Origin of the sequence: Corynebacterium sp. HMSC05H05 (assembly GCF_001807265.1) — a bacterium.
Taxonomy (GTDB): Bacteria; Actinomycetota; Actinomycetes; order Mycobacteriales; family Mycobacteriaceae; genus Corynebacterium.
In genome coordinates this window covers 30,810-56,646 of record NZ_KV788383.1, presented here as the reverse complement: position 1 = coordinate 56,646, position 25,837 = coordinate 30,810, and the positions used below count along the sequence as shown (strand labels likewise).

At 67.4% G+C, this 25,837-nt stretch carries 25 protein-coding genes; 20 read left to right on the top strand and 5 right to left on the bottom strand.

Translation table 11 applies throughout. From position 1 onward, the window contains the following. The first annotated feature begins 125 nt into the window (after positions 1-125). The 17 genes from HMPREF3151_RS03940 to HMPREF3151_RS03860 all read left to right on the top strand — a co-directional run bounded on the left by HMPREF3151_RS03940 (position 126) and on the right by HMPREF3151_RS03860 (position 16,586). On the top strand, positions 126-2,891 hold the full coding sequence (locus tag HMPREF3151_RS03940; protein WP_070473705.1) for a translation initiation factor IF-2 N-terminal domain-containing protein: 2,766 nt from the start codon (positions 126-128) through the stop codon (positions 2,889-2,891). A 185-nt stretch (positions 2,892-3,076) separates the two neighbouring features. Next, positions 3,077-3,382 (top strand): 50S ribosomal protein L21, encoded by a 306-nt coding sequence (rplU, locus tag HMPREF3151_RS03935; RefSeq protein WP_070473703.1) that lies wholly within the window; start codon positions 3,077-3,079, stop codon positions 3,380-3,382. A 20-nt stretch (positions 3,383-3,402) separates the two neighbouring features. Continuing rightward, positions 3,403-3,747 (top strand): 50S ribosomal protein L27, encoded by a 345-nt coding sequence (gene rpmA, locus HMPREF3151_RS03930; RefSeq protein ID WP_070473701.1) that lies wholly within the window; start codon positions 3,403-3,405, stop codon positions 3,745-3,747. A gap of 90 nt (positions 3,748-3,837) precedes the next feature. Next, positions 3,838-5,343: a GTPase ObgE gene (gene obgE / locus HMPREF3151_RS03925; RefSeq protein WP_070473699.1), complete on the top strand. Its 1,506-nt coding sequence runs from the start codon at positions 3,838-3,840 to the stop codon at positions 5,341-5,343. Positions 5,344-5,383: 40 nt separating this feature from the next. After that, a complete protein-coding gene (gene proB, locus HMPREF3151_RS03920) occupies positions 5,384-6,499 on the top strand; it encodes a glutamate 5-kinase (protein WP_070473696.1) in 1,116 nt (371 codons plus the stop codon). A gap of 18 nt (positions 6,500-6,517) precedes the next feature. Beyond that, the gene (locus tag HMPREF3151_RS03915) at positions 6,518-7,426 is read left to right on the top strand and encodes a D-isomer specific 2-hydroxyacid dehydrogenase family protein (RefSeq protein ID WP_070473694.1); all 909 of its coding nucleotides are present in this window, start codon (positions 6,518-6,520) and stop codon (positions 7,424-7,426) included. 15 nt (positions 7,427-7,441) lie between these two features. After that, positions 7,442-8,728, top strand: coding sequence for a glutamate-5-semialdehyde dehydrogenase (locus HMPREF3151_RS03910; protein ID WP_070473692.1), 1,287 nt, complete (start codon positions 7,442-7,444; stop codon positions 8,726-8,728). A gap of 9 nt (positions 8,729-8,737) precedes the next feature. Then, positions 8,738-9,676 carry a cutinase family protein gene (locus tag HMPREF3151_RS03905; RefSeq protein WP_168160593.1) on the top strand — a complete coding sequence of 313 codons (939 nt, stop codon included), beginning with the start codon at positions 8,738-8,740 and terminating at the stop codon, positions 9,674-9,676. Then, the gene (locus HMPREF3151_RS03900; RefSeq protein WP_070473691.1) at positions 9,676-10,071 is read left to right on the top strand and encodes a hypothetical protein; all 396 of its coding nucleotides are present in this window, start codon (positions 9,676-9,678) and stop codon (positions 10,069-10,071) included. The genes HMPREF3151_RS03905 and HMPREF3151_RS03900 overlap by 1 nt, the downstream gene beginning before the upstream one ends. A 6-nt stretch (positions 10,072-10,077) precedes the next feature. Next, positions 10,078-10,698: a nicotinate-nucleotide adenylyltransferase gene (gene nadD / locus HMPREF3151_RS03895; RefSeq protein ID WP_070473689.1), complete on the top strand. Its 621-nt coding sequence runs from the start codon at positions 10,078-10,080 to the stop codon at positions 10,696-10,698. 66 nt (positions 10,699-10,764) lie between these two features. After that, positions 10,765-11,238 (top strand): ribosome silencing factor, encoded by a 474-nt coding sequence (gene rsfS / locus HMPREF3151_RS03890; RefSeq protein ID WP_070473687.1) that lies wholly within the window; start codon positions 10,765-10,767, stop codon positions 11,236-11,238. Positions 11,239-11,247: 9 nt separating this feature from the next. Then, positions 11,248-11,880, top strand: a complete 633-nt coding sequence (locus HMPREF3151_RS03885) for a histidine phosphatase family protein (RefSeq protein ID WP_083290171.1) — start codon at positions 11,248-11,250, stop codon at positions 11,878-11,880. Beyond that, the gene (locus HMPREF3151_RS03880; protein WP_070473685.1) at positions 11,881-12,681 is read left to right on the top strand and encodes a DegV family protein; all 801 of its coding nucleotides are present in this window, start codon (positions 11,881-11,883) and stop codon (positions 12,679-12,681) included. Positions 12,682-12,783: 102 nt separating this feature from the next. Further along, on the top strand, positions 12,784-13,431 hold the full coding sequence (locus tag HMPREF3151_RS03875) for a ComEA family DNA-binding protein (protein ID WP_070473683.1): 648 nt from the start codon (positions 12,784-12,786) through the stop codon (positions 13,429-13,431). Between the two features lie 2 nt (positions 13,432-13,433). After that, on the top strand, positions 13,434-15,005 hold the full coding sequence (locus HMPREF3151_RS03870; RefSeq protein ID WP_070473682.1) for a ComEC/Rec2 family competence protein: 1,572 nt from the start codon (positions 13,434-13,436) through the stop codon (positions 15,003-15,005). Position 15,006: 1 nt separating this feature from the next. Beyond that, positions 15,007-15,942, top strand: a complete 936-nt coding sequence (gene holA, locus HMPREF3151_RS03865) for a DNA polymerase III subunit delta (RefSeq protein ID WP_070473680.1) — start codon at positions 15,007-15,009, stop codon at positions 15,940-15,942. Then, complete coding sequence (locus HMPREF3151_RS03860) at positions 15,939-16,586, top strand: LysE family translocator (protein ID WP_070473678.1); 648 nt, start codon at positions 15,939-15,941, stop codon at positions 16,584-16,586. Before holA ends, HMPREF3151_RS03860 begins: the two co-directional genes overlap by 4 nt. On the opposite strand, the gene HMPREF3151_RS03855 is transcribed toward HMPREF3151_RS03860, so the two are convergent. From HMPREF3151_RS03855 to HMPREF3151_RS03840, 4 genes are all read right to left on the bottom strand, one after another. Beyond that, the gene (locus tag HMPREF3151_RS03855; RefSeq protein WP_070473676.1) at positions 16,583-17,566 is read right to left on the bottom strand and encodes a CE1 family esterase; all 984 of its coding nucleotides are present in this window, start codon (positions 17,564-17,566) and stop codon (positions 16,583-16,585) included. The genes HMPREF3151_RS03860 and HMPREF3151_RS03855 overlap by 4 nt on opposite strands. A gap of 82 nt (positions 17,567-17,648) precedes the next feature. Further along, positions 17,649-17,912 (bottom strand): 30S ribosomal protein S20, encoded by a 264-nt coding sequence (rpsT, locus tag HMPREF3151_RS03850; protein ID WP_034998260.1) that lies wholly within the window; start codon positions 17,910-17,912, stop codon positions 17,649-17,651. 187 nt (positions 17,913-18,099) lie between these two features. Further along, on the bottom strand, positions 18,100-18,606 hold the full coding sequence (locus HMPREF3151_RS03845) for a type II toxin-antitoxin system PemK/MazF family toxin (RefSeq protein ID WP_070473674.1): 507 nt from the start codon (positions 18,604-18,606) through the stop codon (positions 18,100-18,102). Positions 18,607-18,639: 33 nt separating this feature from the next. Beyond that, a complete protein-coding gene (locus HMPREF3151_RS03840; protein ID WP_083290170.1) occupies positions 18,640-19,518 on the bottom strand; it encodes a CPBP family intramembrane glutamic endopeptidase in 879 nt (292 codons plus the stop codon). Between the two features lie 45 nt (positions 19,519-19,563). Between HMPREF3151_RS03840 and lepA the strand changes: the two genes are divergently transcribed. Then, positions 19,564-21,423 carry a translation elongation factor 4 gene (lepA, locus tag HMPREF3151_RS03835; RefSeq protein ID WP_070473670.1) on the top strand — a complete coding sequence of 620 codons (1,860 nt, stop codon included), beginning with the start codon at positions 19,564-19,566 and terminating at the stop codon, positions 21,421-21,423. Here the strand turns inward: lepA and HMPREF3151_RS03830 are convergent, their stop codons facing one another. Continuing rightward, positions 21,424-23,415 carry a hypothetical protein gene (locus HMPREF3151_RS03830; protein WP_070473668.1) on the bottom strand — a complete coding sequence of 664 codons (1,992 nt, stop codon included), beginning with the start codon at positions 23,413-23,415 and terminating at the stop codon, positions 21,424-21,426. It abuts the gene before it with no gap. A 16-nt stretch (positions 23,416-23,431) separates the two neighbouring features. Here HMPREF3151_RS03830 and HMPREF3151_RS03825 point away from each other — a divergent pair, with 16 nt between their 5' ends. Both HMPREF3151_RS03825 and HMPREF3151_RS03820 read left to right on the top strand, forming a co-directional pair. Continuing rightward, positions 23,432-24,649: an alpha/beta fold hydrolase gene (locus HMPREF3151_RS03825; protein WP_070473666.1), complete on the top strand. Its 1,218-nt coding sequence runs from the start codon at positions 23,432-23,434 to the stop codon at positions 24,647-24,649. Next, positions 24,649-25,827: an alpha/beta fold hydrolase gene (locus tag HMPREF3151_RS03820; RefSeq protein WP_246815195.1), complete on the top strand. Its 1,179-nt coding sequence runs from the start codon at positions 24,649-24,651 to the stop codon at positions 25,825-25,827. The genes HMPREF3151_RS03825 and HMPREF3151_RS03820 overlap by 1 nt, the downstream gene beginning before the upstream one ends. Positions 25,828-25,837 lie beyond the last annotated feature (10 nt).

Genomic DNA, 25,837 nt, shown 5'->3' with positions numbered 1-25,837 from the left:
CGCTAGGAAACTTTCACATGTACCGCACCGTGGGGTTCGCCGCGCGGCCGCTTTCGGCACCGATGTGCCAGCGCCCGGCCCGCCCCAGCGGGCTGCGGCTGAGCAAAATTGGAGAGTGACGCACATTGGCTGGTCACAAGAATATTTATGCCGCATTCGACCGTTCTCAGCTGGCGGAGAAAACCCGCGTGTTCACCCTGGCGAAGGCCCTCGGCGTGCCGTCGAAGGAGCTCGTGGTTGCGCTGTCGGAGCTCGGCGTGGTCAAGGTGGCGCAGTCCACGTTGACGCGCGCTGAGAGCGAGCAGCTTCTCGACGCGCTCGCGAACTCCGCCGAAGCCGCCGACAACGCAGGCGCCGACGAAAGCGCAGACGCCGCGGACGAGAAGATCCGCCAGCGCGTGCGCAAGGATGTGGAAAACGAGATCCACCAGATCGAGGAGAAGGTCGAGGCTGACCTGCGCGAGAGCCCGCTCACCGACGTGGAGCCGGAGATCACCCCGGTGCCGGAGGAAACCACCAACCGCGCCCCCGTGTTCAAGGCGCCGGAGCGCAAGCGCCGCCGCGCTACCCGTCAGGCCGCCCCGAGCGAGGAGAAGGAGCCCAAGCCTATCGACGAGGCTTCGCCGGAGGACGTCGATACGCAAGAGCCCGAAGTCATCGAAGAGCCGAAGGCGATCAAGGGCTCCTCGCGCCTGGAGGCGCAGCGCCGCCGCCGCAGCGAGAAGCGCGAAGAACAGCGCAAACGCTCCCGCATTGTCAGCCAAGCCGAGTTCCTGGCGCGCCGCGAATCCGTGGAGCGCCACATGGTGGTGCGCGAGCGCGACCGCCACGACGGCCACGGCAAGATCACCCAGGTAGGCGTGCTCGAAGACGGGCTGCTGGTGGAGCACTTCGTCACTGCCGAAAGCCAGTCCTCGATGATCGGCAACATTTACCTAGGCCGCGTGCAGAACGTGCTGTCCAGCATGGAGGCCGCGTTCATCGACATTGGGCAAGGCCGCAACGGCGTGCTCTACGCATCCGAGGTGGACTGGAAGGCCGCTGGCCTGGGCGGGCGCTCGCGCCGCATCGAGCAGGCGCTGAAATCCGGCGACCAGGTGCTGGTGCAGGTGACCAAGGACCCGGTCGGCCACAAGGGCGCGCGCCTGACCACCCAAATCTCGCTTGCCGGACGCTACCTGGTGTACGTGCCGGGCGGGCGCAGCGCGGGCATTTCCCGCAAGCTGCCGGCGCCGGAGCGCAAGCGTCTGAAGGAGATTCTGAACAACGTCGTGCCCGGCAAGGGCGGCGCAATCATCCGCACCGCCGCCGAAAACGTGCCGGAAGAAGCCATCGCGGCCGACGTGAACCGCCTGCACAACCAGTGGACCGCCATCCAAGACCAGGCGGAGAAGGAAAAGGCGTCGAAGGGTGCGAAGCCGGTCACCCTCTACGAGGAGCCGAACATCCTGGTCAAGGTCGTGCGCGACCTGTTCAACGAGGACTTCACGTCGCTCATCGTGGACGGCCGCAAACCGTGGAACACCGTCCACGCCTACGTGCAGTCCGTCGCCCCGGACCTTCTGGACCGGCTGGAGAAGTTCGACCGCTCCGCACACGACGGCAAGGACGCCTTCGAGGTCCACCGCATCGACGAGCAGCTGCAGAAGGCGCTGTCGCGCACCGTGTGGCTGCCGTCCGGCGGCACTCTGGTCATCGACCGCACCGAGGCCATGACCGTCATCGACGTCAACACCGGCAAGTTCACCGGCTCCGGCGGCTCGCTGGAGGAGACGGTGACCTCCAACAACCTGGAGGCCGCCGAGGAGATCGTGCGCCAGATCCGCCTGCGCGACATCGGCGGCATGATCATCATCGACTTCATCGACATGATCCTGCCCGAAAACCAGGACCTTGTGCTGCGCCGCCTCAACGAGGCTCTCGGCCGCGACCGCACCCGCCACCAGGTCTCCGAAGTCACCTCCCTGGGCTTGGTGCAGATGACCCGCAAGCGCCTGGGCAACGGGCTGCTGGAGACCTTCTCCACCGAGTGCGAGTGCTGCGGCGGCCGCGGCATCATCGTCACCGATGATCCTGTCGAGCACGACCCGTACTCCGAACGCGGCCGCGAGGAGCGTCCGAAGCGCCGTTCGCGTGACGACGAGCGCCGCTCCTCCCGCAGCCGGAACAAGCACGCGGACGCGGAGCACGACTCGCCACGCGGTGCCCACACCGAAAGCGACACCGGCCGTAGCGAAAAGCCGTCGCGCGGCTCGCGCCGCTCCAAGCGCAAGCAGCTCAACGAAGACGAGATGGACAACCTGCTCAACTCGATCTTCAGCGACGACAGCAACGCAGACACCGCCGCTGCCGACAACGCGGACACCACCGATACTGCGGACGCTCCCGACGCTGCCGACAGCGGCACTGAAGGCCGACGCCGCTCCACGCGCCGCCGCGGCCGCCGCGGAGGCAACCGCGGGCGCGGCCCCCAGACGGGCGACCAGCAGCGTGACGCACGCAATGAGCGGGAAGACCGCCCCAAAAAGGAGGCCCCGCAGCAGAGCTTCGAGGAGGCCGTCGAGGAGTTCGACAACTCACCGCGCCGCAAGCGCCGCACCCGCGGCAACTCCCGCTCGGATGTGCGCCCCCACCGCGAGGACTACCCGGATGCCACCCAGGAAACCGCCGCAGCGCCCGCCGGCTCCGGCGCCGATAATGCTAAGCCTGCCAAGAAGGAGAAGCCGGCGGCGGGCCGCCGCGGTCGCCGCCGCGCCGGGCGCAAGTCCAATGCCACCTCGGCAGCGGCCGCCAACGCACGTGTGGAGAAGTCGGAGACGGAGCCGCGTCGAGAAGCAAAGGCGCCTTCCCCGCGGCGCGGACGCAGGCGCGCCACACGCCGCAGCAGCTAACGCGGTTTGGTAAAGCGCATGGTGCCGGTGTAGTCTTGCCGAGTCGCTGTTTCGGGGCGTGCCGCCTCGTTGCCTAAGCATGCGGGCACGGCAGGCTCACGATAGGCCCCGAAGCGCTAAAACTGTTCCATTACCGCCCCTGAGCATGCAGGGGGCGGGCGAGTAGAGATAAGGGGTAACCCTCTATGTACGCGATCGTCAAGACCGGCGGCAAGCAGTACAAGGTTGCCGAGGGCGACCTCGTCAAGGTCGAGAAGCTTGAGGGTGAAGCAGGCGACAAGGTCGAACTCACCCCGATCCTTCTCGTTGATGGCGCAGACGTCACCTCCGGTGCCGACGCACTGTCCAAGGTCAACGTGACCGCAGAGATCGTCGAGCACGGCCGTGGCAAGAAGGTCGACATTCTGAAGTACAAGAACAAGACCGGCTACAAGGTCCGCCAGGGCCACCGCCAGCCGCAGACCACCGTCAAGATCACCGGCATTAAGTAACCACTAGGAGAAATTGAACAATGGCAACCAAGAAGGGTGCATCCAGCTCCTCGAACGGTCGTGACTCTGAGTCCAAGCGCCTCGGTGTGAAGCGCTTCGGTGGCCAGCAGGTCAAGGCCGGCGAGATCCTCGTCCGTCAGCGCGGCACCAAGTTCCACCCGGGCGACAACGTCGGCCGCGGCGGCGACGACACGCTGTTCGCACTGACCGCAGGCTCCGTCCAGTTCGGCATCAAGCGTAAGCGCCGCATCGTCAACATCGTCCCGGCCGACGGCCAGGGTGTTGCTTCCGAGGTCCTCGAGCAGGCCGAGGCAGCAGGCGTTGTCGACGAAGGCACCGCCGAAGAGGCAACCGCCACCGCGTAACCGCGAGGCGTCAGCGCCGCCGGTCCAATAGGGCCGACGGCGCTTTTTGCATATCATCGTCCGTGTCCGAGAGAAAGGCGGCAAACCACCATGGCCCAATTCGTTGATCGCGCAACCCTGCACCTGCAAGCAGGCGACGGCGGCCACGGCTGCACCTCCGTCCACCGCGAAAAATTCAAGCCGCTCGGCGGCCCCGACGGCGGCAACGGCGGCCACGGCGGCGACATCATCCTCGAGGTGTCCACCCAGGTGCACACGCTGCTGGACTTCCAGTACCGCCCCCACATCAAGGCGCAGCGCGGCGCAAATGGCGCGGGCGACTGGCGCAACGGTGCACGCGGCGAGGACCTCGTGCTGGAGGTGCCGGTGGGCACGGTGGTGCGCAGCGAGGACGGTGATGTGCTTGCGGACCTGACCGTCCCTGGCACCCGCTTCATCGCCGCGGAGGGCGGCTTCGGCGGCCTGGGCAACGCCGCCTTGGCCACGGCGAAGCGCAAAGCCCCCGGCTTCTCCCTGAAGGGCGAGCCGGGGGAGGCGCACGACCTGATCCTGGAACTGAAATCGATGGCGGATGTGGGCCTGGTCGGGTTTCCGTCAGCAGGCAAGTCCTCGCTCATCTCGGTGGTCTCCGCCGCGAAGCCGAAGATCGCGGACTACCCGTTTACCACCCTCGCCCCGAATCTGGGCGTGGTCAACGTCGGCCACGACACCTTTACCATCGCCGACGTGCCGGGCCTGATCCCTGGCGCGAGCGAGGGCAGGGGCCTGGGCCTGGATTTCTTGCGCCACATCGAGCGCACCGCGGTGCTCGCGCACATCGTGGACGTGGCCACGATGGAGCCGGGCCGCGACCCGATCTCCGACATCGAGGCCCTCGAGCACGAACTGGACACCTACGCCGACGCCCTGGACATGGATTCCGGCCTGGGCGACCTGCGCGAGCGCCCGCGCCTGGTGGTGCTGAACAAGATGGACATCCCGGAGGCGAAGGAGCTCGCCGACTTCTTGCGCGCGGACATCGAGGAGAAGTTCGGCTGGCCGGTGTACATGATCTCCACCGCTACCCGCGAGGGGCTGGATGAGTTGAAGTGGGCGATGTGGGACATCGTCAAGCGCACCCGCAAAAAGCGTCGCACCATGCCTATCGCCGAACCACAGGTCATCCGCCCCAAAACCCTCAGCCGACGCGGCGAGGACGGCGGCGTCGAAGTCGTGCGCGACCCCATGTACCCGGAGGGCTGGCTGGTCACCGGCGAGAAGGTGGAGCGCTGGGTGCGCCAGACGGACTTCGAGAACGACGAGGCCGTCGGCTACCTGTCGGACCGCCTGAACAAAGCGGGCGTGGAAGACATGCTTCGCAAGGCTGGCGCCCACGAGGGCGACACGGTGACCATCGGCGAGATCTCTTTCGACTGGGAGCCGACTATCGGCGGCGACCCGACCCTGGCCGGGCGCGGCCAGGACGCGCGCCTGGGAGGCACGGACCGCACGTCCGCGGCGGAACGCAAGCGTGCTTCGCAGGCCCGCCGCGGCCTGATCGACGAGTACGACTACGGCACGGGCGAAGAAGCCGACCGCGAGCGCTGGCAGGGCTAGGGCCCTGAGCGGGTTAGCCACAGGCGTAGACTTCACACGCATGACTACGCTTCGCAACCAGATCGCCGCTGCCCGCCGCATTGTGGTCAAGCTGGGCACAAGTTCCCTGGTCAACGCCGCGGGCGAGCTGGATCCGGCGAAGATCGACCGCATCGTGGACGCTATTGAACACCGCATCGCGCGCGGTTCCGAAGTGGTCGTGGTGTCCTCGGGCGCCATCGCGGCGGGCATGGGGCCGCTGGGGCTGAAGGCGCGCCCGCGCGATTTGGCCACGAAGCAGGCGGCCGCGTCGGTGGGGCAGATCCACCTCGCGCAGGTGTGGGGCGCCTCGTTCGCGCGCTACGGCCGCACGGTCGGCCAGGTGCTGCTTACGCAAAGCGACGCCGGGTCCCGCGAGCGCGCCCGCAACGCGCAGCGCACCATCGACCGGCTGCGCCAGATGGGAGCGGTGCCGATTGTCAACGAGAACGACACCGTTGCCACCTCCGAGATGCGCTTCGGCGACAACGACCGCCTCTCTGCCATCGTGGCCACCCTCGTCTCGGCGGACGCGCTGGTGCTGCTGTCGGACGTGGACGGCCTCTACGACAAAAACCCGTCCGATCCAGGGGCGAAGCTTCTCGACGAAGTCCGTTCCGGCAATGACCTCACCGACGTTGAAGCCGGCGACGGGGGTGTGTTCGGCACCGGCGGCATGGCGGCGAAGGTGTCGGCGGCGCGCCTGGCCACCCGCGGCGGCGTGCCGGTGCTGCTGACTGCCACTGAGAGGATCGGGGACGCGCTCGGGGACGCGTCGGTGGGCACGGTGTTCCACACCCGTCCGGAGAGCAAGCTCAACGCGTGGAAGTTCTGGGCGCTTTACGCGGCGGACGCGGAGGGCGTGCTGCGCCTGGACGAGGGCGCCGTCGAGGCCGTCACCCGCGGCGGCACCAGTCTGCTCGCGGTGGGCATCACCGGCATCGAGGGCGAGTTCCACGCAGGCGACATCGTGGAGATTTTGGGCCCGGATTCGGAGGCTGTGGGGCGCGGCGAGGTGGCCTACGATGCCGCGGAGCTTGCCGCGATGTGCGGCCGCCACTCCGACGAGCTGCCCGCGCACCAGCGCCGCGCGGTGGTGCACGCGGACTACCTGTCCAACTACGCCACGCGTTTGTAGTAGCTAGTCTGGGCGGGCATGAAGTTCACGTTTTTGCCCAAGCCCAAAGACGAGCCGATCGCAGCACTGGAGGCGCAGGCCCACCAGCATGTGGCCTTGGAGGACAACCCGGACATGATCCTCTTCGGCGGCGGCCCGAAGGATTTCCCGGACAAACTGCCCGAGTCGGTCAAGGTCGTGCAGATCCAGTACGCCGGCGTGGAGAACCTGCAGGACGTCTTTGCCAAGCACTCGGCGAACGGCGTGCGTTTCGCCAACGCCGGCGGGCTGTACGACGACACCGTCGCCGAGTCCACACTCGCCCTGCTTCTCGCCGTGGAGCACCGCATGAAGGCCGTGGACCGCGAGTGGAACAACACGCAGCTGTTCAAGGAGAAGCAGTACCTCTTCGACAACAAGAAGCTCGCGATCATCGGCGCCGGCGGAATCGGCAAAACGCTCATCCGTTTCCTCGAGCCGTTCGGCATGGAGATCACCGCTGTGAACCGCTCCGGCAACCCCGTCGAGGGCGCGGATCACACCGTGACGCTTTCCGATGACGTCTGGGCCAGCCACGACTACTTCGTCCTGCTTGCCCCGCTCACTGAGGAAACCCGCCACATGGTCAACGCGGAGACCATCGGGAAGATGCGGGACAGCGCCGTGATTGTGAATGTGGGGCGCGGGCCGCTCGTGGATACGCAAGCGCTCACGCAGGCACTTGCCGACGGCCACCTGCGCGGCGCCGGCCTGGATGTCACCGAACCCGAGCCGCTGCCCGCCGACCACGAGTTGTGGGGGCTGGACAATTGCGTGATCACCCCGCACGTGGCCAACATCCCGCGCTTTATGGAGCGCCGCATCGGCGGGCTGGCCGCGAAGAACTGGGAGCTGTACGAAGCGGGCGAGAAGATGGCCACAGAGGTCGACGTCGACGCTGGGTACTAGCGCTAGGATTGCTGCATGAGTGCGCAGCAGACTGACCAGCAACGACAGGCCGAGCGCGAGGAGGTGCTCGCGAAGGCGCGCCGCGCAAAGGGGGTCGCGCCCGAGGTCGCCGCGCTGTCGACCCCGACGAAGGATGCGGTGCTGCTGGCCGCGGCGGCTGCGCTGATGGAGTGCGCCGGGGAGATCCTCGAGGCCAACGCCCGCGACCTGGAGCAAGGCCGCCAAAACGGTCTGGCGGAGTCGGTGCTGGACCGGCTTGCGCTCGACGCGGACCGCATCGAGGGTATCGCCGGCGGCCTGCGCCAGGTGGCCAGCTTGCAAGACCCGGTGGGGGAGGTGCTCACCGGCCGCACGCTGCCCAACGGCATCCAGATGAAGAAGGTCCGCGTCCCGCTCGGCGTGATGGGCATGGTGTACGAGGCCCGCCCCAACGTCACCGTCGACGCGTTCGGCCTGGCGCTGAAATCCGGCAACGTGGCGCTGCTGCGCGGCTCGAAGACGGCGCGGCACTCCAACGAAAAGCTGGTCGACATTCTTCAGGACACCCTCGCGGCACACGACCTGCCGCGCGAGGCGGTGCAGCTGCTGCCGTGCGACTCGCACGATTCGGTCCAGGACCTCATCACCGCGCGCGGGATTGTCGACGTGGTCATCCCCCGCGGCAGCGCCCGCCTCATCGAGGCGGTGGTCACCGGCGCGACCGTGCCCACCATCGAGACGGGCACCGGCAACTGCCACTTCTATATCGACGCCTCCGCGGACCTGGACAAGGCCATCGCGATGCTCCTCAACGGCAAAACGCGCCGGGTCAGCGTGTGCAACGCCACCGAGACGGTGCTTATTGACGCCGCCCTCGCGGACGAGGACAAGCGCGCGGTCATCGCTGCGTTGCGGGATGCGGGGGTTGCGGTGCACGGAGACGTCGAGAAGCATGCTGCGTTCGGTGCGGACGTTTCGCCTGCAACCGAGGCCGACTTCGCCGAAGAGTACCTCAGCATGGACATCGCGAGCGCCGTCGTGGACGGCGTCGAGGGGGCGATCGCCCACATCGCGCGCTACTCCAGCGGCCACACCGAGGCGATTGCGGCCCAGGACGCACATGCTTTACGACGATTCGCCGACGCCGTCGACGCCGCCGCCGTCGTACTCAACGCATCGACCGCGTTCACGGACGGGGAGCAATACGGCATGGGCGCGGAAATCGGCATCTCCACCCAAAAGTTGCACGCCCGCGGGCCGATGGCGCTGCCGGAGCTGACCACCACCAAGTGGATCCTGGAAGGTACAGGGCAGGTGCGCTAGTCTATTCGCGTGAAAAAATACCGGACTTCCTGGCGCGCCCGTATCGGCCTGCTCGCCACCGCTGTCGCCACCGCCGTGACAGCCACTGTCACCCCCGTCGCGCCCGTGCAGGAAGCCGAGGCGCAAACCCGCTGCCCGGCCGTCGCGGTCATCGCCGCCCGCGGCTCCGGCCAAAACAGCCAGATCTACCCCACGCGCTACTCCGGCGGGGCGGCCTGGACCTCCAACGGCTGGGAGGCGGAGACCATCCGCGCCTTTTTGCAGCACGCGGAGCGCCGCTACGCCGCCACCCACGGCGGCAACTCGCTGATGAAGGACGTGGAGGTCATCGGCCTCGAGCCGCGGTACTACCCGGCGACGTTCCCGGAATACGACGTGCCTGAGGTTGCCGTGCCGTCGACGCTGCTGCAGGCGTTGGGTCTTGCGGTGCAGTGGGCCAGCCCGATGTTCATGATGGCGCGCACCGCCGCGAACCAGTTCCTGGACTCGGTGAAGATCGGCCGGGGCGGTGTGATGCAGATGGTCAACGACTACGAGCGCGCCACCGGCTGCCGCCCGAAGTACATCCTGTCCGGCTACTCGCAGGGCGCGATGATCCTGCTGGAGCACGAGCGTGAACTGGCCCGCCGCGGCCAGCTCGCCGGCGTGGTCTACTTTGGCAACCCGAACACCGCAGCGGGCGACTGGTCCACCGTGGGTGTGGCTGGAGGCGGCGCGGGCGGCATCCTTGGCGCGCTGCCGTTCAACACCAAGACCGCGGCCGCGACCCGCAACCGCGTGAACTACTGCCTGCCGCTGGACGCCGTGTGCGACCTGTCGCGCCAGACGCTGGAGGCGTCGCGCCCCACCGGCGGGAACCACGCCCGCTACTTCCGCTGGAGCTCCCGCTGGGACAACCAAGTCTCCGATGCGTTCGGCCGCTTTGTTGATCAGGTACGGTACGGCTAATGAAGCAGCTCATCCGGACCGCCGCCGCAGCAACTGCCTGCGCCGTCGCGCTGTCCGCCGCCCCCGCGGGCGCGGAGGCCATCAAACGCGACTCCAAGGAGCGCGTGGTGGTGGAAAAAATCTGCGAATGGGAAGTGGACGCCAACGGCAAGCCGATCCTGGACGCTGGCGGCAACCCGATCCCGGTGAAGGTGGACGGCAAGCAGGTGTGCAAGGAGAAGAAGGTCTCCTCCGGCTCCTCGAGCAGCGCCAGCAAGTGGGCGGACGACACCACTGACGAGCTGCGCATCGGCGCCGTTGTCGGCGTGATCGGCGCGCTGCTCGCGCTGGTGCTCGGCGGCGGGCTGCTGTTCATCGAGTCCGTGGACATCACCATGCTGCCCCCGGCGAGGTAGGCGCGAATGGCTGAACACTACGCCGCCTCCTTGGACGAGGCACGGCGCATCGGCGTTATGGGCGGCACGTTCGACCCCATCCACCACGGCCACCTTGTCGCCGCGAGCGAAGTGGCGGACCGGTTCAACCTGGACGAGGTCATCTTCGTGCCCACCGGCCAGCCCTGGCAGAAGGCGGGCAAGACCATCAGTCCGGCGGAGGACCGCTACCTGATGACGGTGATCGCCACCGCCTCCAACCCCCGCTTTTCCGTCTCCCGGGTAGACATTGACCGCGACGGTCCGACCTACACCATCGACACCCTGCGGGACCTGCGCCAGCAGTTCCCGGACGAGGCGTTGTACTTCATCACCGGCGCCGACGCGCTGGCCTCCATCATGTCCTGGCACGACTGGGAGGAGATGTTCCAGCTCGCCGAGTTCGTCGGCGTGACCCGCCCCGGCTACGACCTGCGCGAAGATATGCTGCCGGCCGACATTCAGAAGCGTGTGCACCTGGTGGAAATCCCGGCGATGGCCATCTCGTCCACGGACTGCCGCGCGCGTGCCGCCGAAGGCCGGCCCGTCTGGTACCTGGTGCCGGACGGGGTGGTGCAGTACATCACCAAAAACGCCCTCTACGCCTAAGTAGCACTCTTCGGCCGTGTCGTGGGACAATGGCGGAGTCTGTCCAACCAACGAAGGGTTTGCCACTTGACCGCTCCGCAGATCTCCATCGACCGGGCCAAGATTGCCGCTAAGGCGGCCGACGAGAAGCTTGGTAAGAACATCGCTGTTATCGACGTCTCTAACGTCATGGCCATCACGGACGTGTTCGTGATCGTCTCCGCTGACAACGAGCGCCAGGTCGCCGCCATCGTCCAAGAGGTCGAAGACGACTTGACGGACGAGGGCGTGGAGCCGAAGCGCCGCGAGGGCAACCGCGAAAACCGCTGGGTGCTGCTGGACTACGGCAACTTCGTCGTGCACATCCAGCGCGACGCCGAGCGCGAGTTCTACGGCCTGGACCGCCTGTACGCGGACTGCCCGGCCATCGAGGTCGACGGCCTGGAGCCGTACGAGCGCCCCGCCACCTTCGGCAACGAAGCGGAGATGCGCGAGGCCCAGAACATCGAGGACCTGCCGCTCGCGGGCGAGGGTCCGGCGGCCGCAGACGACGAGTTCTAGGCCGCGGCCATGCAACGACGTTTGATCCTGCTGCGTCACGGCGAAACGGACTACAACGCCACCTCCCGCATGCAGGGGCAGCTGGACACGACCCTGTCCGAGCGCGGCGTGAATCAAGCCCACGCCGCGGCCAAAGAACTGCGCGACCTGGGCATTTCCAAGATCATCTCCTCCGACCTCGTGCGGGCGAAAGACACTGCTGACGTGGTGGCGGCGGATCTGGGGTTGGCTGTAGACGTCGATACGCGGCTGCGTGAAACGCACCTGGGCGACTGGCAAGGCAAGACCCACACCGAAGTGGACACCGAGCACGAAGGCGCGCGCGCAGTGTGGCGCACGGACGCGACGTGGGCGCCGCCGCGCGGCGAAAGCCGCCTCGAGGTCGCCGCACGTGCGCAAGCGGTGGTGGACGAGCTCATGCGCGACTACGACGAGTGGGACAACTCCGCGGTGCTCCTGGTTTCCCACGGCGGCACCATCGCCGCGCTGACCGCCTCGCTGCTCGGCTTCGTGGTGGCGCAATACCCCGCAATCAAGGGCTTAGGCAATGCGAACACGGCGCGCCTGGTGGCAATGCCGCGGCTGGAGGACCCGACGCAGACGCGCTGGTTCCTCGAAGCCTGGAACCGGGGGCTGAACTAGATGGCAGTGCGCGTCGTGGTGGATTCCTCGGCGGGGCTGCCACCCGAGGTGGTCCGCGAGCTGGACATCACCGTCGCCGATATGCACGTCATGGGCAGCGGCGACGACAAAGGCACCTCCGGGCTGTCCTCGCTAGAACTTGCGGCCTGCTACGCGCGCCAGCTGGAGCGCGGCGGCGACGACGGTGTGATCGCGCTGCACCTGTCCAAGGCGCTGTCGTCGACGTGGTCCGCCGCCGTGGCCGCGTCCGCTGTGTTTCCCGGCACAGTGCGGGTGGTGGAGACAGACGCCGCCGGCATGACCATCGGCGCGGCCGCCATGGCCGCCGCAACCGTGGCCCAGGAGGGCGGGGACCTGGATGCGTGCGAGACGATGGCGAAGTCCACCTTGGCCCGCTCCGAGACGTGGGTGTACCTGCACCAGCTGGATGACCTGCGCAAGTCCGGACGCCTGCCCACCGGCACCGCGGTGCTGTCGGCGGCGCTTCTGGCCAACAAACCGATTTTGCGCATCCACGACGGCAAGCTGGAGCTCGCCGGCAAGACCCGCACGCAGTCGAAGGCGTTTGCCAAGCTCACGGAGCTGGTGGTGGAGCGCGCCGCCGGCGAGCCGGTGTTTGTAGCGATCCAGCACGCCGACGCCGAGGAGGCGGCTGAGCAGCTGGCGTCCTCGCTTGAGGCTCAGTTGCCGCAGGGCTCGCGGGTGATGTGCGAGCCGCTTGTCGACGTCCTCGCGGTCCACACCGGACCCGGCGCCATCGGCCTGTCGGTTGTCTTTTCTTCTCGGGAATCTGCCCAGTAGGTGTGGATAACCCGCCCTGATAGGTGACGTTGCCACAACGTTATCCACAGGTTTGCGGTTGGGGTCTTCCGGTGCGGGGTTTGTGGGCCTAGCGTGCCGGGCATGAACGCCATCGACCGCCTCCAGGAGCTCACCCGGCCTACCGGGGAAGAGGATCTCCTTGCCGTGCGCTATCCCGCGCCGCGTGTGTCTGTCCCGGTGAAGCCGGCCGCCGCGGCAGTGGTTGCGCTGCTGGTCGTGGTTGGGGCGTGGGCGGTGCTGCGCGGCGGCGGGGGCGGGGAAGATGAGGGCGTGTCGTGGGAGCAGGTGGCTTCGCCGACCGAGGTCAGTGGGGTGGTGGTTGTGGCCGTGGTGGGGGAGGTGGCCAACCCGGGGCTGATGACGCTGAACGAGGGCTCCCGCATCGCTGATGCCCTGCAGATCGCGGAGCCGCTCCCGCACGCGGATTTGCTGGCGCACAATCAGGCGCAGCTGCTTGTGGACGGCCAGCAGATCCACGTCCAGGCCGTCGGCGCCGCACCCCCGGCCGCCAGCGGCGAAGCTGCGCCCGCTGGCGCTGGCACTGTGTCGCTGAACTCCGCCACCGCCTCTGAGCTGACCGCACTTCCCGGGGTGGGCGAGTCGACCGCGGCGGCGATCGTCGCCCACCGCGAGGCCAACGGGCCGTTTACCGATGTGCAGCAGCTCATGGATGTCCGCGGCATCGGGCCCGCGAAGTTCGAGGCCATGCGCGACATGGTGGGGCTGTAACGGTGTCGGAGCTGCGGCTGGTGCCGGCTGCGCTGACGGTGTGGGCCGCGGCGGCGTGCTGCATCCTGTTCGGGGTGTGGGCGGCGTGTGCCGTCGCCGGGGTTCTCGCCGCCGCCTGCCTGTTCGCGCGCGAGTCCGGCCAGGCGGTGCTCTCCGCGGGCCTCGGTGCGGCGGCCACGTTGACGGCTGCAGTGCGACAACGCGCGAGCACGGGCGCCTCCGAGATCGTGGGGACTATCAGCGGTACCCCGAAGCAGACCGAGTCGGGCGCCTATCTGGTGCGTGTGCGTGTGCCGGGGCAGCCGTCGACGACACCGGTGTTCGCCGAGGAACTGCCGGACGGGGCGATCGCTGGCGCGCACGTGGTGGGCCGTGGGGTGTCGAAGGAATCCGGCGTGCCGGGCGTGAACCCTTTCGTGCTCAACGGCGACGTTGAGGTCCTCGGTCCGCCGCAGGGGCTGGCGGCGTTCGCGCACCACGTGCGCTCCACCTTCGCCGCGGCCGTCGAGGCGCAGGTGGGTGAGGGTGCGCGGGGGCTGATTCCGGGCATGGTGCTTGGCGACGTCTCCCTGCAACCGCCAGCCGAACAACAGATGTACATCGACACCGGGCTGTCGCACTTGTCCGCCGTGTCCGGGGCGAACATCGCGATTGTGGCCACCTTCGCCACGGTGGCCGCGGCCGCGGTTGGTGCGGGGCTGCGCGGCAGGATCGCCGCCTCAGCGGTCGCGCTTTTAGTCTACGCCGCGCTGGTGGGGCCGGAGCCGAGCGTGCTGCGCGCCTCGGTGTCCGGCCTGGTGGGGCTGGTCGCGGTGCTCGCCTCCCGGCAGGCCGAGCCCATCCACGCGCTGTGCCTGTCCGTCATCGGCTTGGTGCTGGTGGATTCGGATCTCGCGGTGCACTACGGGTTCGCCCTGTCGGTCGCGGCGACGGCGGGCATCGTGGCGCTCTACCCGCTGTTGTACCGCGCACTGGCGGTGACCGGCTGGCCGGACATCCTCGTTCGCGCCCTAGCCGTGGCGGTGGCGGCGGACCTGGCCACCATGCCGATCGTGGCGATGATGGCGGGGAAGGTCTCGCTGGTCTCTGTCGGCGCCAACGTGCTGGTCGCACCGGTGGTGGGGCCGGTGACAGTACTGGGACTCATCGCGGCGGGCGCGTCGCTTGTGCCCGGCGGGCTGGAGGTGCCGGTGCTGTGGTGCGTCGAGCCGCTGGCGTGGTGGGTGCACACGGTGGCGAAAATCGGCGCGGGGCTGCCCAGCGCCACGGTGTCGGCCACCCCCTTGACGGCACTGGTGGTCTACGGGTGGGTGCTCGCCGGGTTTCTGGCGGGCCGCCCCCGCGCCACGGTGTGCGCCACCGCTGTGTGCCTAGTGCTGTTCGTCGCGCCGGGCGAGCCCAAACCCGTCGACCCGACGGGGCTTCGCGCCCACGTCGTCGAGACCATCGAGGACGTCGAACCGGTGCCGGAGTGGGCGCAGCTCGTCGTTGTGTTGGAGGGCGGCTCGCCGCGCAGCCGCCCGGTGGTCACGCGCGAGGGGATCTCCGTCATCTTCCCCAACGACGGGACGTAAGATGGCCCGCATGCTCAACCCCGTGCACCTGGTGCTCGGCGAGGACGATTTCCTCGCAGAGCGCGCAACCAAAGCCATCGTCGCCCAAGCCGGCGAGGGCGTGGAGGTGACCACCCTGCGCGCCGGCGATGTCTCTGAAGGCGAGATCGCGATGGCGACCAGCCCGTCACTGTTCGCGGAGGACCGCGTCGTGGTGGTCAAGCACGCCGAGCTCGCCGGCAAGGAACCCACCGAAATCTTGCTGCAGGCCTGCGTGAACCCGGCGCCGGGCATCACGCTGATCATCGAGCACACCGGCGGCGGGCGTCAAAAGGCGATGGTGAAGAAGTTCGCCAAGGTCGCCGAGGTGCACAAGGCCGATCCGCTGAAGGACAACGAACGCCGCTCGTGGCTCATGGAGGAATTCCGCAGCCACGGCGTGCGCCCCACCCCGGACGTGGCCGCGGCGGTGCTGGAATCGGTCGGCTCGGACCTGCGCGAGCTTGCCTCGGCCGTCAGCCAGCTGGTCAGCGACACCGAGGGCGAGCTCACCGTCGAGGCCGTGCGCGCCTACTACGTGGGCGTGGCGGAGGTCGCCGGCTTCGACATCGCGGACCAGGCGGTGGCGGGCCGCGCGGACCGGGCACTTGCGTCGACGCGCCGCGCGCTGCAGCTGGGCACCAGCCCGGTGTCCATCGCGGCGGCGCTTGCGCGCAAGGTCGGCGACATCGCGAAGCTGCACGGCGTGCGTGGCAACCCGGACCAGCTGGCGCGCACCGTCGGCATGCACCCGTACGTGGCGAAGAAGACCATGCAGGTCGCACGCCAGTGGAGCGGGGACGCGGTCTCGCATGCCGTGATCATTGTCTCGGACCTGGACGCCGAGGTGAAGGGCCAGGGCGGCGACCCGGAGTTCGCCCTCGAGAACGCGGTGCGCCGCATTGCGGAGCTGGCATGATCGCGCCGGGCGACCTCGCGGTCATCGTCGGGCTCAACCTGGTCGGGGCTGCCGCCCCGGGCCCGGACATGGTGCTGCTCATGCGCACAGCCACCCGTTCGCGCAGGCACGCTTGGGCGACCAACCTGGGTATTCACACCGGCGCCGCGCTGTGGTTCACGCTCACCGTTTTTGGCGCGGCCGCGCTACTGCACGCTGTGCCGCAGGCAGTGGCGGCCATTCAGGTGATAGGCGGCGCGGCGCTGATCTGGATGGGCCAGCACAACCTCCGCGGCGGTCTGCGCGACAGGCACGACCCGCCCGCGGACCTGGACGAAGCGGTCCAGAGGTTGGGATCGGTGCAGGCTGCCTATCGACGTGGCGTCATGACCAACCTGGCCAACCCCAAAATCGTGGTCGCGCTCACCGCGATGATCGCGCCGCTTTTGCCCGCGACCCCCTCGCTGGCCACCGCGGTGATTGTCATCGCCGCGCTCTGGCTCAGCTCGTTCGCCCTGTTCGGAGTGATCGCGCAGGTCACCTCCGCCGAGCGCGTGCGCCGGAAGTTCCTGCGCGCCGGGCCCTACATCGACATCGTCGCGGGCGCGTTTTTCATGGTGGTCGGCGTTGTGCTCATCGCCCGCGGGCTTGTCAGCGTGTTCTAGAGGTACTGGCGCAAGAACTGCGCCGTCTGGCGCGTCGCGTCAGGCGAGGTGAACCAGGTGTGTCCGCCGCCTTCGACGCGCTCAATGCGCACGGGCTCAGCGCAACCGACGAAGTCGAAGGTGGTCACCCCGGCGGAACGGGACTGCGTGGTCAAAAGGTAGCAGTCGTTCTTGCGGGCGAAGGTGCGCGCCACAGTATCTACGGACTGGAAAGACGCGCCGTGGCGGGTGCCGCCGTTGTAGCCCACCACGTCGTCGTTGGTGCCGTGCATGATCATCGTGGGCACCTCGCCGGAAGTGCAGCCGGTGACGGTGGGGGAGTAGAACGCGCCCGCCACCGACGCAACACCGCGCACTGTTTCCGGGGCGTGGCACGCCAGCGCGGCGACCATGCCGCCGCCGTTGGACAGGCCCACCGCGACGGTGCGGGAGGTGTCGGCGTTGTAGCGCGAAGCGACGTCGTCAAGCACGGCCTTTGTGTACGCGACATCCTCATCGACGCTGGTGGATGCGTACGGCGCCCCTCCCCACGCATCGCGTATGCCCTGGCCGTAGATCACGATCGCGTCCGGGAACTGGCTCTCCAAACGGGCGTAGTCGTGCATCTGCCGCGACGTGTGCTGCCAACCGCCGAAGCCGAGCACCACCGGGTAGGACTTCTCCGGGGAGAAGCCGCGAGGCAGCACCACGTCGTACGTGCGGCTGCGCCCGTCCACCTTCAACGAGTGGGTGTGCTCGCGGTCGGGGGAGACGACGTTGCCCGACTTGACCATCGGAATCGCGATGGCGACGCTGGCCAGCAGCGCCAACAGCACTCCGAGCGCGCGCACCTGCTCCGGGTCCACACCTGGGGCGTAGCGGGCCAGCAGCGCCTCGAAATCGGGCGAGGAGCTCAGCTGCTGCGCCTCGGCCGGAGCCGGCAACGACAGAGACAGGGAAGTGGCAAGCGCAGCTGCGAGCGCGCGGCGGGAGTGTTTCACAGCATTGATTCTTTTCTCTTCAAAGGGGTCTTGACACACGAAACGCCCCGTGCACCGATGCACGGGGCGAAACACGATGGAATTAGTCCATCTTGTTCAGGGCGCGAGCCATGTTGGACTTCTTGTTCGCCGCGGAGTTGCGGTGGAACACGCCCTTGGTCACAGCCTTGTCCAGCTTGCGGGAAGCCACGCGCAGCTGCGCCTCAGCGGCAGCCTTGTCGCCGGACTCCACAGCCTCGCGGAACTTGCGGATCTCCGTGCGGGTGGCGGAGCGGACGGACTTGTTGCGCTGGCGACGCTTCTCGTTGGTGAGAACGCGCTTCTTCTGCTGCTTGATGTTAGCCATTATGAAATACCTCTTGGTTTCTCAATCGAACGTGGATGTCGTCGCCCCAGCCTGGGTGTCACGTGTGCTGCTTTGGCTATGAACGCGAACCCAAGGTCCTGCCCGCGTAGCAGCACACACCCAAACGTGGCCGGAAACGGTCAACTTGAGCAGGATAACAGCCCGTCTTTACCGGCACAAACCGCCGTTACAGCCACTGGAAGCGCTCGCGCAGCGTTTTTGCCACGCGCTCGAAGCGGCGCTGCGGCACGGTCGTGCCGCGGCGGTGCACGTCGGCCTCCGGGACCACCAGCGTTTTGTCCAAGCGTACCCAGCAGGGTTGGCCGGAGGAGTCCCAGTCGCCGGGGCCGATTTCAAACCAGCGGTCGTCCTCCGCGTGGTCTTCTTCCGGGGAGATGAGCAGGCCGAGGATGTCGCTGTGCTCGCGGCCCACCACCAGCATGGAGCGCTCCTTCGGCGGGTGCGACGGCACCGTCACCCACACCACCTCGCCGGGTTCGGCGCCGCCGTCCATGTCAGGGGCGTAGTACACGTTGCGGGGCACCGAGCCGGTGGGTCGCACGTCCACGCGTGAGGCGCGTTTGCGCCGGATCTCAATCTGGTTGGTCACCCGGTCGTGCAGCAGTGCCAGGCCTTGGTCGAGCGATGCCGTGCGCGGTCGCGCACTTTTGCGCTTAAATCGCTCGAACGCCACGTTGGCACCTCCAGGTTGCAGTTATCTGCAACCTTAAGCCGTCTCGCCTGCTGGGACAAGATGTTTCTGCTGATCTGTTGAAATCCCGTCAACATCGCGCAACGCCCACAGCAGCAGGAGGGTGCACGCGACGGTCATCAGCGACGCGCCGAGCATTTGCTGCCAACCGATGTCCGTGGCGTTCGGGTCCACCATGTCCAGCGCCCCGTAGCTGAAGAAGATCGTGTTGCTCACCGCGTGCAGCGCAACCGAAGCCTCGAGCCCGCCGGTGCGCCACGTCAGCACCGCGGTGCACACGGCGAAAATCGCGATGTCGACTAGCCCGACCCAGTTGTAGGCGTGCCCCGCCACAAACGCGATGCCCGGCAGCAGATAGGCCAGCCAGGCAGGTGCCCGCCACTGGCCCAGAATCTGCGGCAGGGCGCCGCGGAAGAGGAATTCTTCGGCCGCGGATTGCAGCGGTACGGCGATGAGCAGCGCCGCGATGAGTTTCAGCCGGAACGGGTTGACGGTGGCATCGGCGGGGGCGCCCCGGAGGACGTCGATAAGCACTTGCGCCCCGTAGACCGCGCCGACGACTAACAGCGCGCGCCCGAGCACACCCCACCGCATTCCAAGTGCGGTGCTGAACAGCGCCGACGGGCGCCGGCCGGCGATGCGCGCGGCGAGAAACGGCGCCGGCAGGATCGCCGCGATAATCAGTACCTGGATTAGCGGGCTGAGCGGGTCCGCGGAGCCCTCCACGAGCATGTCGAAGTCGCGGCCCGATAGCCCCGCGGCCACCCCGAAGGCGATCACCGACGCCACCGCCAACACAGCGACGAGCGCGACCAGCACCACGAGCTCTATCAGCGCCCGCCACCATGCGGCGGGGCGGTGGCGGGCAACGAGTCCTAAACGGTGGTAAGGCATGGTGCATACCGTAGCGCGGGGTGCGCAAAGTAGGATGTGGCAACTATGGCCGCCAAATCGAAGAATTTTGCAGAGGAAACGTTCACGGACCCCGCCCGGATCCGCAACTTCTGCATCATCGCGCACATCGACCACGGCAAGTCCACGCTGGCAGACCGCATTTTGCAGCTGTCCAACGTTGTCGACGAGCGCGAGATGCGCGACCAGTACCTCGACAACATGGACATCGAGCGCGAACGCGGCATCACCATCAAGGCGCAAAACGTGCGCCTGCCGTGGGTGCCTTCGACGGGTGATCACGTCGGCGAGCAGATGGTGCTGCAGATGATCGACACACCGGGCCACGTCGACTTCTCCTATGAGGTCGCCCGCAGCCTGGACGCGTGCGAGGGGGCAATTTTGCTTGTCGACGCAGCCCAGGGCATCGAGGCGCAAACCCTGGCCAACCTCTACATGGCCATCGACAACGACCTCGAGATCATCCCGGTGCTGAACAAGATCGACCTGCCGGCGGCGGACCCGGAGAAGTACGCCCTGGAGATCGCCAACATCATCGGCTGCGAGCCGGAGGACGTGCTGCGTGTCTCCGGCAAGACGGGCGAGGGCGTGCCGGAGCTGCTCGACCGCGTGGTGGACCTGATCCCGGCTCCGGAGTCTGAGCACGGCGCGGATGCCCCTGCACGTGCGTTGATCTTCGACTCGGTGTACGACACCTACCGCGGCGTGGTCACCTACATCCGCATGATGGACGGCAAGCTCGAGCCGAACCAGAAGGTGCAGATGATGAACACCGGCAAGACGCTCGAGATCCTCGAGATCGGCGTCGTCTCGCCCACCATGAAGAAGACGAAGGGCTTAGGCCCCGGCGAGGTGGGCTACCTGATTACCGGCGTGAAGGACGTGCGCGACACCCGCGTCGGCGACACTGTCACCTGGGCTTCCAAGGGCGCGGAGGAGCCGCTGGAGGGTTTCGAAGAGGTCAAGCCCATGGTGTACTCGGGCCTGTTCCCGGTGAGCCAGGAAGACTTCCCCACGCTGCGCGAGAGCTTGGAGAAGCTGCAGCTTAACGACGCTTCCTTGACCTGGGAGCCGGAAACCTCCGTCGCGCTGGGCTTCGGCTTCCGTTGCGGCTTCTTGGGCCTGTTGCACATGGAGATCACCCGCACCCGCCTGGAGCGCGAGTTCGACTTGGACCTGATCTCCACCGCGCCGAGCGTGACCTACCGCGTGGTGTCCGAGGACGGCACTGAGCAGCTCGTGCACAACCCGTCGGACTGGCCCAGCGGCAAAATCCCCGAGGTCCACGAGCCGATCGTGAACATGACCATCATCGTGCCCCAGGAGTTCGTGGGCTCCACGATGGAGCTGTGCCAGTCCAAGCGCGGCCAGATGAAGAACATGGAGTACCTCTCCGAGGACCGCGTGGAGCTGCGCTACATCATGCCGCTCGGCGAGATCATCTTCGACTTCTTCGACATGCTGAAGTCCCGCACCAAGGGCTACGCCTCGCTGAACTACGAAGAGGCCGGCGAACAGCTCGCGGACCTGGTCAAGGTGGACATCCTGCTGCAGGGCGAGCCGGTGGACGCGTTTTCCGCCATCGTGCACAAGGATTCCGCGCAGTGGTACGGCAACAAGATGACCAAAAAGCTCAAGGAGCTCATCCCGCGCCAGCAGTTCGAGGTCCCGGTCCAGGCCGCCATCGGCTCGAAGATCATCGCCCGCGAGAACATCCGCGCGCTGCGCAAGGACGTGCTGTCCAAGTGCTACGGCGGCGACATCTCCCGCAAGCGCAAGCTGCTGGAGAAGCAGAAGGCCGGTAAGAAGCGCATGAAGAACATCGGTTCCGTCACCGTGCCGCAGGAGGCGTTCGTGGCGGCGCTGTCCACCGACGGCGAGGAGTAGCTACTCCTCCACGAAGCGGAGATGGCGGCCCTGCTTGTTGGCGGTCCTGAACACCGCCTGCAGGGCCCACACCAGGGCGAACATCAGCACGAAGATGATCAGCCCCATGGCCAGGTTGCCCCACAGGCCCTCCCAGCCGGCGGCCTGGGCCCAGTCCGGGGCACCGATGGCCGCGGCGACGAAGCCCAGAATCAGGTTCATCGCTTCGGAGCGCTTCGCTTCCGCCTCGGCGATTTCGCCGGTGACCTGCTCAAACTGGGTGCGGATCACGCCTTGGCGGGATTTGACCTTGGTGTCGAAGTCGTCGCGTAGCTGGTCGAAGCCGGTGGCGCGCTGCAGGCCCTTGAGCACGCGGGTGTCGATGTCGCGGCCCGGCACGCGCCGAAACCACAGCTTGTCGCGGATCTCAATGTGGTCGAGCTGCAGCTTCTCCAGGCGCTCCAGGTCCGCTTGGAGTGCCTTGCGCTGCACCTGCTCCGACCCGGCGGCGCCGTCGGCACGGCTGGTGTGCGCCGCGGAGTCGCCGATGATCTTCAGGGACTTGCGCAGGTGCGTCTCGCCCGCCTGGGCGCGCATCTGCAGCATCACCAGGTCCACGAACCGGGTGTTGGCGAGCGACCAGTAGCGCATCCCTTCGCGGCTGGCGGACTTGCTGCGCACCATGCCCACGCCGGCCTCGGAGGTCATCACGGTCCAGGATGACAGCTTCGCCGCCACGAACCCGCTTAGGGCCTCGGGCGTTTGCAGCGGCACCTGCTCGGGGTAGGAGTCCGCCCCGGTGAGGATCTGCCAGGCCCATTGCTCGTGCCATTTCCAGGTGCTTTCCGGGTCGTCGAGCACCAACGGAGCGTCGATACGCTTTGGCACCGAGCCGTTGTTGCCTTCGCTCAAGGTGTCCAGCACTGATTCCGGCCTTGCGGGGTTGGGGATGGCCACGGCCACGCGTTGCGGGGCGGGCAGCGTGAACGTGCTGGAGCATTCGCCTTTGCAGGTGGCCACGAGCCCGCCGCTGGTGGACAGTTTCATGGAGGTGTCTCGGCCCAGCGCAGCATCGATTTCGCGCACGGCGCGGTTGACGAACTTGGTCAGGGCGTACAGCTGCGGCGGGCTGTAGTCGTAGTCGCCGGCGCGGTCGTAGAACTGCACCGAATTGCGCGGCTTGGTCAACGCGGCGCTCAAGAATCCAAGCGTGGCCGAGGAGAGGTTTTCCGCCACGACGTTGAGCACCAAGAAGTCGCTGACCACGTGCGCCGGCTCGGGCACCTTGGCGGCCAGGTTGGTCAGGTGCAGGTCGTGGAATTGCAGCACCTCCGCCGACAGCAGCCGCAGCGTGGCGGTGCCGTGGCTTCCGCGCGTGCCGCGCACCTGGTCCTCCCACGCGACTTGGTGGTCGTAGTTGACCAGCTCGAAGGCGGTTTCGTTGGGAATCTCGTCGAAGACGAGGTGGTGCGCGGCGATCGCGGGGTCCCAGCCCGCATCAGCAAGGTCCACCTCTTCGGCGGCGGTGGCATTTGCTTTCCGACGCCTCCGGTTTTTCTCCACCACCTCATCCAGCTCCGAGTGGTCGAACACTTCCCGGTTCGCGTGCGGGCGGGTGTCCGCGGTGCGCTTCACGTCCGCGTCAACGGAGCCTGCGCCCACGGCATCGTGCACCGGCTCCAGGAATCGGTTGCGCGCGTCGTTGTAGTAAGGCCGGCCGCCTTCGACGATGACATCGCCGTAGTAGCCTTCGCGCTCGTCGGGCTTGCGGAAGACGCCGCGCGAATGGTCCCACATGGGGTTTTCGATGGTGCGCAGCCCCTTGTCGCGCCCGTAGGCCCAGCCGTGTGCGCCGAGGTCGAACGGTTTCCCGTCCGCGGTCAGACTCGCTGCTTCGGGGATGGGCAGCACCAGAGAAAAGGACGCCAACCGCCACTCCGGTAGCATCGTTGCACTGAACGATTCTGGGACGAGGAAGTCGTGTCCGATGTCCTGGTAGGAACGCACTTGCATATCTGGAGGGTATCCCATGGGCTCCACCGTATTCTTGCCGGATGTCACCGTGCGGGAGCATGAGATTGAGGTGCCGGTGAGCCGAGAGGATGCGTCCTCAGGCAATATCAGCGTCTTTTGCCGCGAGCTTTCTGCCGACGACTCACTGCCGGCCATCGCGTATTTCCAGGGTGGCCCCGGCAAGCCCGGCCCCCGGATGCTGATGGACTGGATTCCGGAGGCGCTGAAGCGCTACCGCGTGTTTTTGATGGACGAGCGCGGCACGGGGCGCTCCCACAAGATCGACCGCACCACGCCCGAGCGCATCACCGCGGACATGCTCGCGCACCTGCGCCCGCCGGATGTGGCCGCCGACGCCGAGGCGATGCGCCAACATTTGGGCCTTGAGCAGTGGGACCTGTTGGGCAATTCCTTCGGTGCGGCGTGCGCGAGCTCGTACCTGTCCTACTTCCCGTCGGGCTTGCGCCGCGTGCACCTGGCGGGCGCGGTGCCGGAGCCGGAGATGGACGTCGACGCGTTCAACCGCCTGACGTTCCAATTGCTCGCGCAGAGGCAGCGGGAGCTTTTCCGCACGATTCCGTGGATGAAAGACAGAGTCGAAGAGGTTGCCGACCACCTGGATAACCACGACGAGCGCATGCCCACCGGGGAGCGTCTGTCCGCAACAAGGATGAAGATGGCCGGCGTGCTGCTGGGCGAGGAGGACGATTTCGCCCGGCTGGCCAACCTGTTCGAGGCACCGTTTACCACCCGTGGCGGGGAGAAGCGCCTGCGCGGAGATTTCCTGGCGCAGCTCGGCAGCATCATTTCGCTGGAGACCATGCCGCTGTGGGCCGTGATCCACGAGACCGTGATGGCGCGGCCGGGCCACGCGGTGAACTGGTCCGCGGACCGCATCTGGCGCGAGGAGTTCTATGATCTGCCCCTGCTTGGCAACCACTTCTTCCGCACCCACTTCGAGGAAGACCCGGCGCTTACCCCCTTCTACGAAGCGGTGGACCAGGTGCATCACCGCACGGACTTAAAGGCGCAGGCTAAGGACATGTCTGCGAACACGGTTCCGGCCGCGGCGATCCTGTACGAAAAGGACGTGTTCATCCCGTACGAGCTGACCATCCAATCCGCCCGCAAGACCCCGAACTTGCAGGTGTGGACGCACTCCGAGTGGTTCCACGACGGCATCTGGGCGCACGGCGCGGATGTCGCCCGCGGCCTGTTTGAAAGGCTGGACTGATGCGCGAGATCGAAATCACCCGCGGCGGGTTCACCGTCTTCGCCCGTGTGCTGGGCGAGACCCAGGCCCCGGCGCTTTTGTACCTGCAGGGCGGGCCCGGTTTTCCGGCGCCGCGCCAGCGCTTCGAGTGGGTCAGCCACGCGCTTGAACGCGGCTACCAGGTGGTGCTGCTGGACCAGCGCGGCACCGGCCGGTCCACCCGCATAGACTCGGCCACCCCGGAGCTGATACGCACGGATGTACTGGCCAGCCTGCGTGCCGACGAGATCGTCGCCGACGCCGAAGCGCTGCGCGAAGAGATGGGGCTTGACCGCTGGGACGTGCTGGGCCAGTCCTTCGGCGGGTTCTGTCTCATGCATTACCTGGCCGCGCGCCCGGAGGGTGTGGGTAAAGCGTTGTTTACCGGAGGTGTGCCGTCGATAGGCGAAGGCCCAGACGAGGTCTACCGGGCGACGTTTGCGAAGCTGAAGCGGCGCCACCTGCAGTTCAACGAGGCCTACCCCGACGCCGAGCGGATGATGCGCGAGGTGTGCCGCCACCTCGAAGCTCAGGAGGAGGTTTTGCCGACGGGGGAGCGGCTGAGTGCGCGCCGGCTGCGCACCGTGGGCATCGAGCTGGGGCGCGAGGGCGGCTTCGAGTCGCTGGCGCGGCTGTTCGAGGCGCCGTTTCACCCCAACGGCCGGCTGTGCACCGATTTTCTGGCGGAGGTGGGCGAGCGCGTCAGCTTCGCCAAGGGGCCGCTGTATGCCGCGGTGCACGAAACCATCTACGGCGGGACGGTGCCGGGGGCGACCAACTGGGCGGCCGAGCGGGTATCCCGCGAGCTGGAAGGTTTCGCGCCGGACGCCAGCCCCGACGATGCAGAGTTCTACCTCACCGGCGAGCACATTTTCCCGTTCCAATTCGACGAAGACCCGGCGCTGCGCCCGTTCGAGCAGGTGGCACACGAGCTGGCGGAAAAGGACGACTGGTCCAACCTGTACGCGGGGCTTAGCGGCGACTACGACGCCTACGCGGCGGTGTACACCGACGACATCTTCGTCCCGCGCGAGCTGTCGCTTCAGACCGCCTCGACGATCGGCGCGCAGGTCTTTGAGACGGACGCCTACCAGCACGACGGGCTGCGCCGCCACGGTGCGGCGGTGCTGGGCCGCCTGCTGGACATGGCTGGGGTCTAGAGCAGGGGGT

Bases quoted from the DNA above. Each gene is read 5' to 3' on its own strand.
- HMPREF3151_RS03820 (WP_246815195.1), top strand. From the start codon at position 24,649: ATGCGCGAGATCGAAATCACCCGCGGCGGGTTCACCGTCTTCGCCCGT.
- HMPREF3151_RS03880 (WP_070473685.1), top strand. From the start codon at position 11,881: ATGGCAGTGCGCGTCGTGGTGGATTCCTCGGCGGGGCTGCCACCCGAG.
- HMPREF3151_RS03900 (WP_070473691.1), top strand. From the start codon at position 9,676: ATGAAGCAGCTCATCCGGACCGCCGCCGCAGCAACTGCCTGCGCCGTC.
- rplU (WP_070473703.1), top strand. From the start codon at position 3,077: ATGTACGCGATCGTCAAGACCGGCGGCAAGCAGTACAAGGTTGCCGAG.
- obgE (WP_070473699.1), top strand. From the start codon at position 3,838: ATGGCCCAATTCGTTGATCGCGCAACCCTGCACCTGCAAGCAGGCGAC.
- HMPREF3151_RS03915 (WP_070473694.1), top strand. From the start codon at position 6,518: ATGAAGTTCACGTTTTTGCCCAAGCCCAAAGACGAGCCGATCGCAGCA.
- HMPREF3151_RS03840 (WP_083290170.1), bottom strand. From the start codon at position 19,518: ATGCCTTACCACCGTTTAGGACTCGTTGCCCGCCACCGCCCCGCCGCA.
- HMPREF3151_RS03910 (WP_070473692.1), top strand. From the start codon at position 7,442: ATGAGTGCGCAGCAGACTGACCAGCAACGACAGGCCGAGCGCGAGGAG.
- lepA (WP_070473670.1), top strand. From the start codon at position 19,564: ATGGCCGCCAAATCGAAGAATTTTGCAGAGGAAACGTTCACGGACCCC.
- HMPREF3151_RS03875 (WP_070473683.1), top strand. From the start codon at position 12,784: ATGAACGCCATCGACCGCCTCCAGGAGCTCACCCGGCCTACCGGGGAA.
- proB (WP_070473696.1), top strand. From the start codon at position 5,384: ATGACTACGCTTCGCAACCAGATCGCCGCTGCCCGCCGCATTGTGGTC.
- rpmA (WP_070473701.1), top strand. From the start codon at position 3,403: ATGGCAACCAAGAAGGGTGCATCCAGCTCCTCGAACGGTCGTGACTCT.
- HMPREF3151_RS03825 (WP_070473666.1), top strand. From the start codon at position 23,432: ATGGGCTCCACCGTATTCTTGCCGGATGTCACCGTGCGGGAGCATGAG.
- nadD (WP_070473689.1), top strand. From the start codon at position 10,078: ATGGCTGAACACTACGCCGCCTCCTTGGACGAGGCACGGCGCATCGGC.
- holA (WP_070473680.1), top strand. From the start codon at position 15,007: ATGGCCCGCATGCTCAACCCCGTGCACCTGGTGCTCGGCGAGGACGAT.
- rpsT (WP_034998260.1), bottom strand. From the start codon at position 17,912: ATGGCTAACATCAAGCAGCAGAAGAAGCGCGTTCTCACCAACGAGAAG.
- HMPREF3151_RS03860 (WP_070473678.1), top strand. From the start codon at position 15,939: ATGATCGCGCCGGGCGACCTCGCGGTCATCGTCGGGCTCAACCTGGTC.
- HMPREF3151_RS03885 (WP_083290171.1), top strand. From the start codon at position 11,248: ATGCAACGACGTTTGATCCTGCTGCGTCACGGCGAAACGGACTACAAC.
- HMPREF3151_RS03830 (WP_070473668.1), bottom strand. From the start codon at position 23,415: ATGCAAGTGCGTTCCTACCAGGACATCGGACACGACTTCCTCGTCCCA.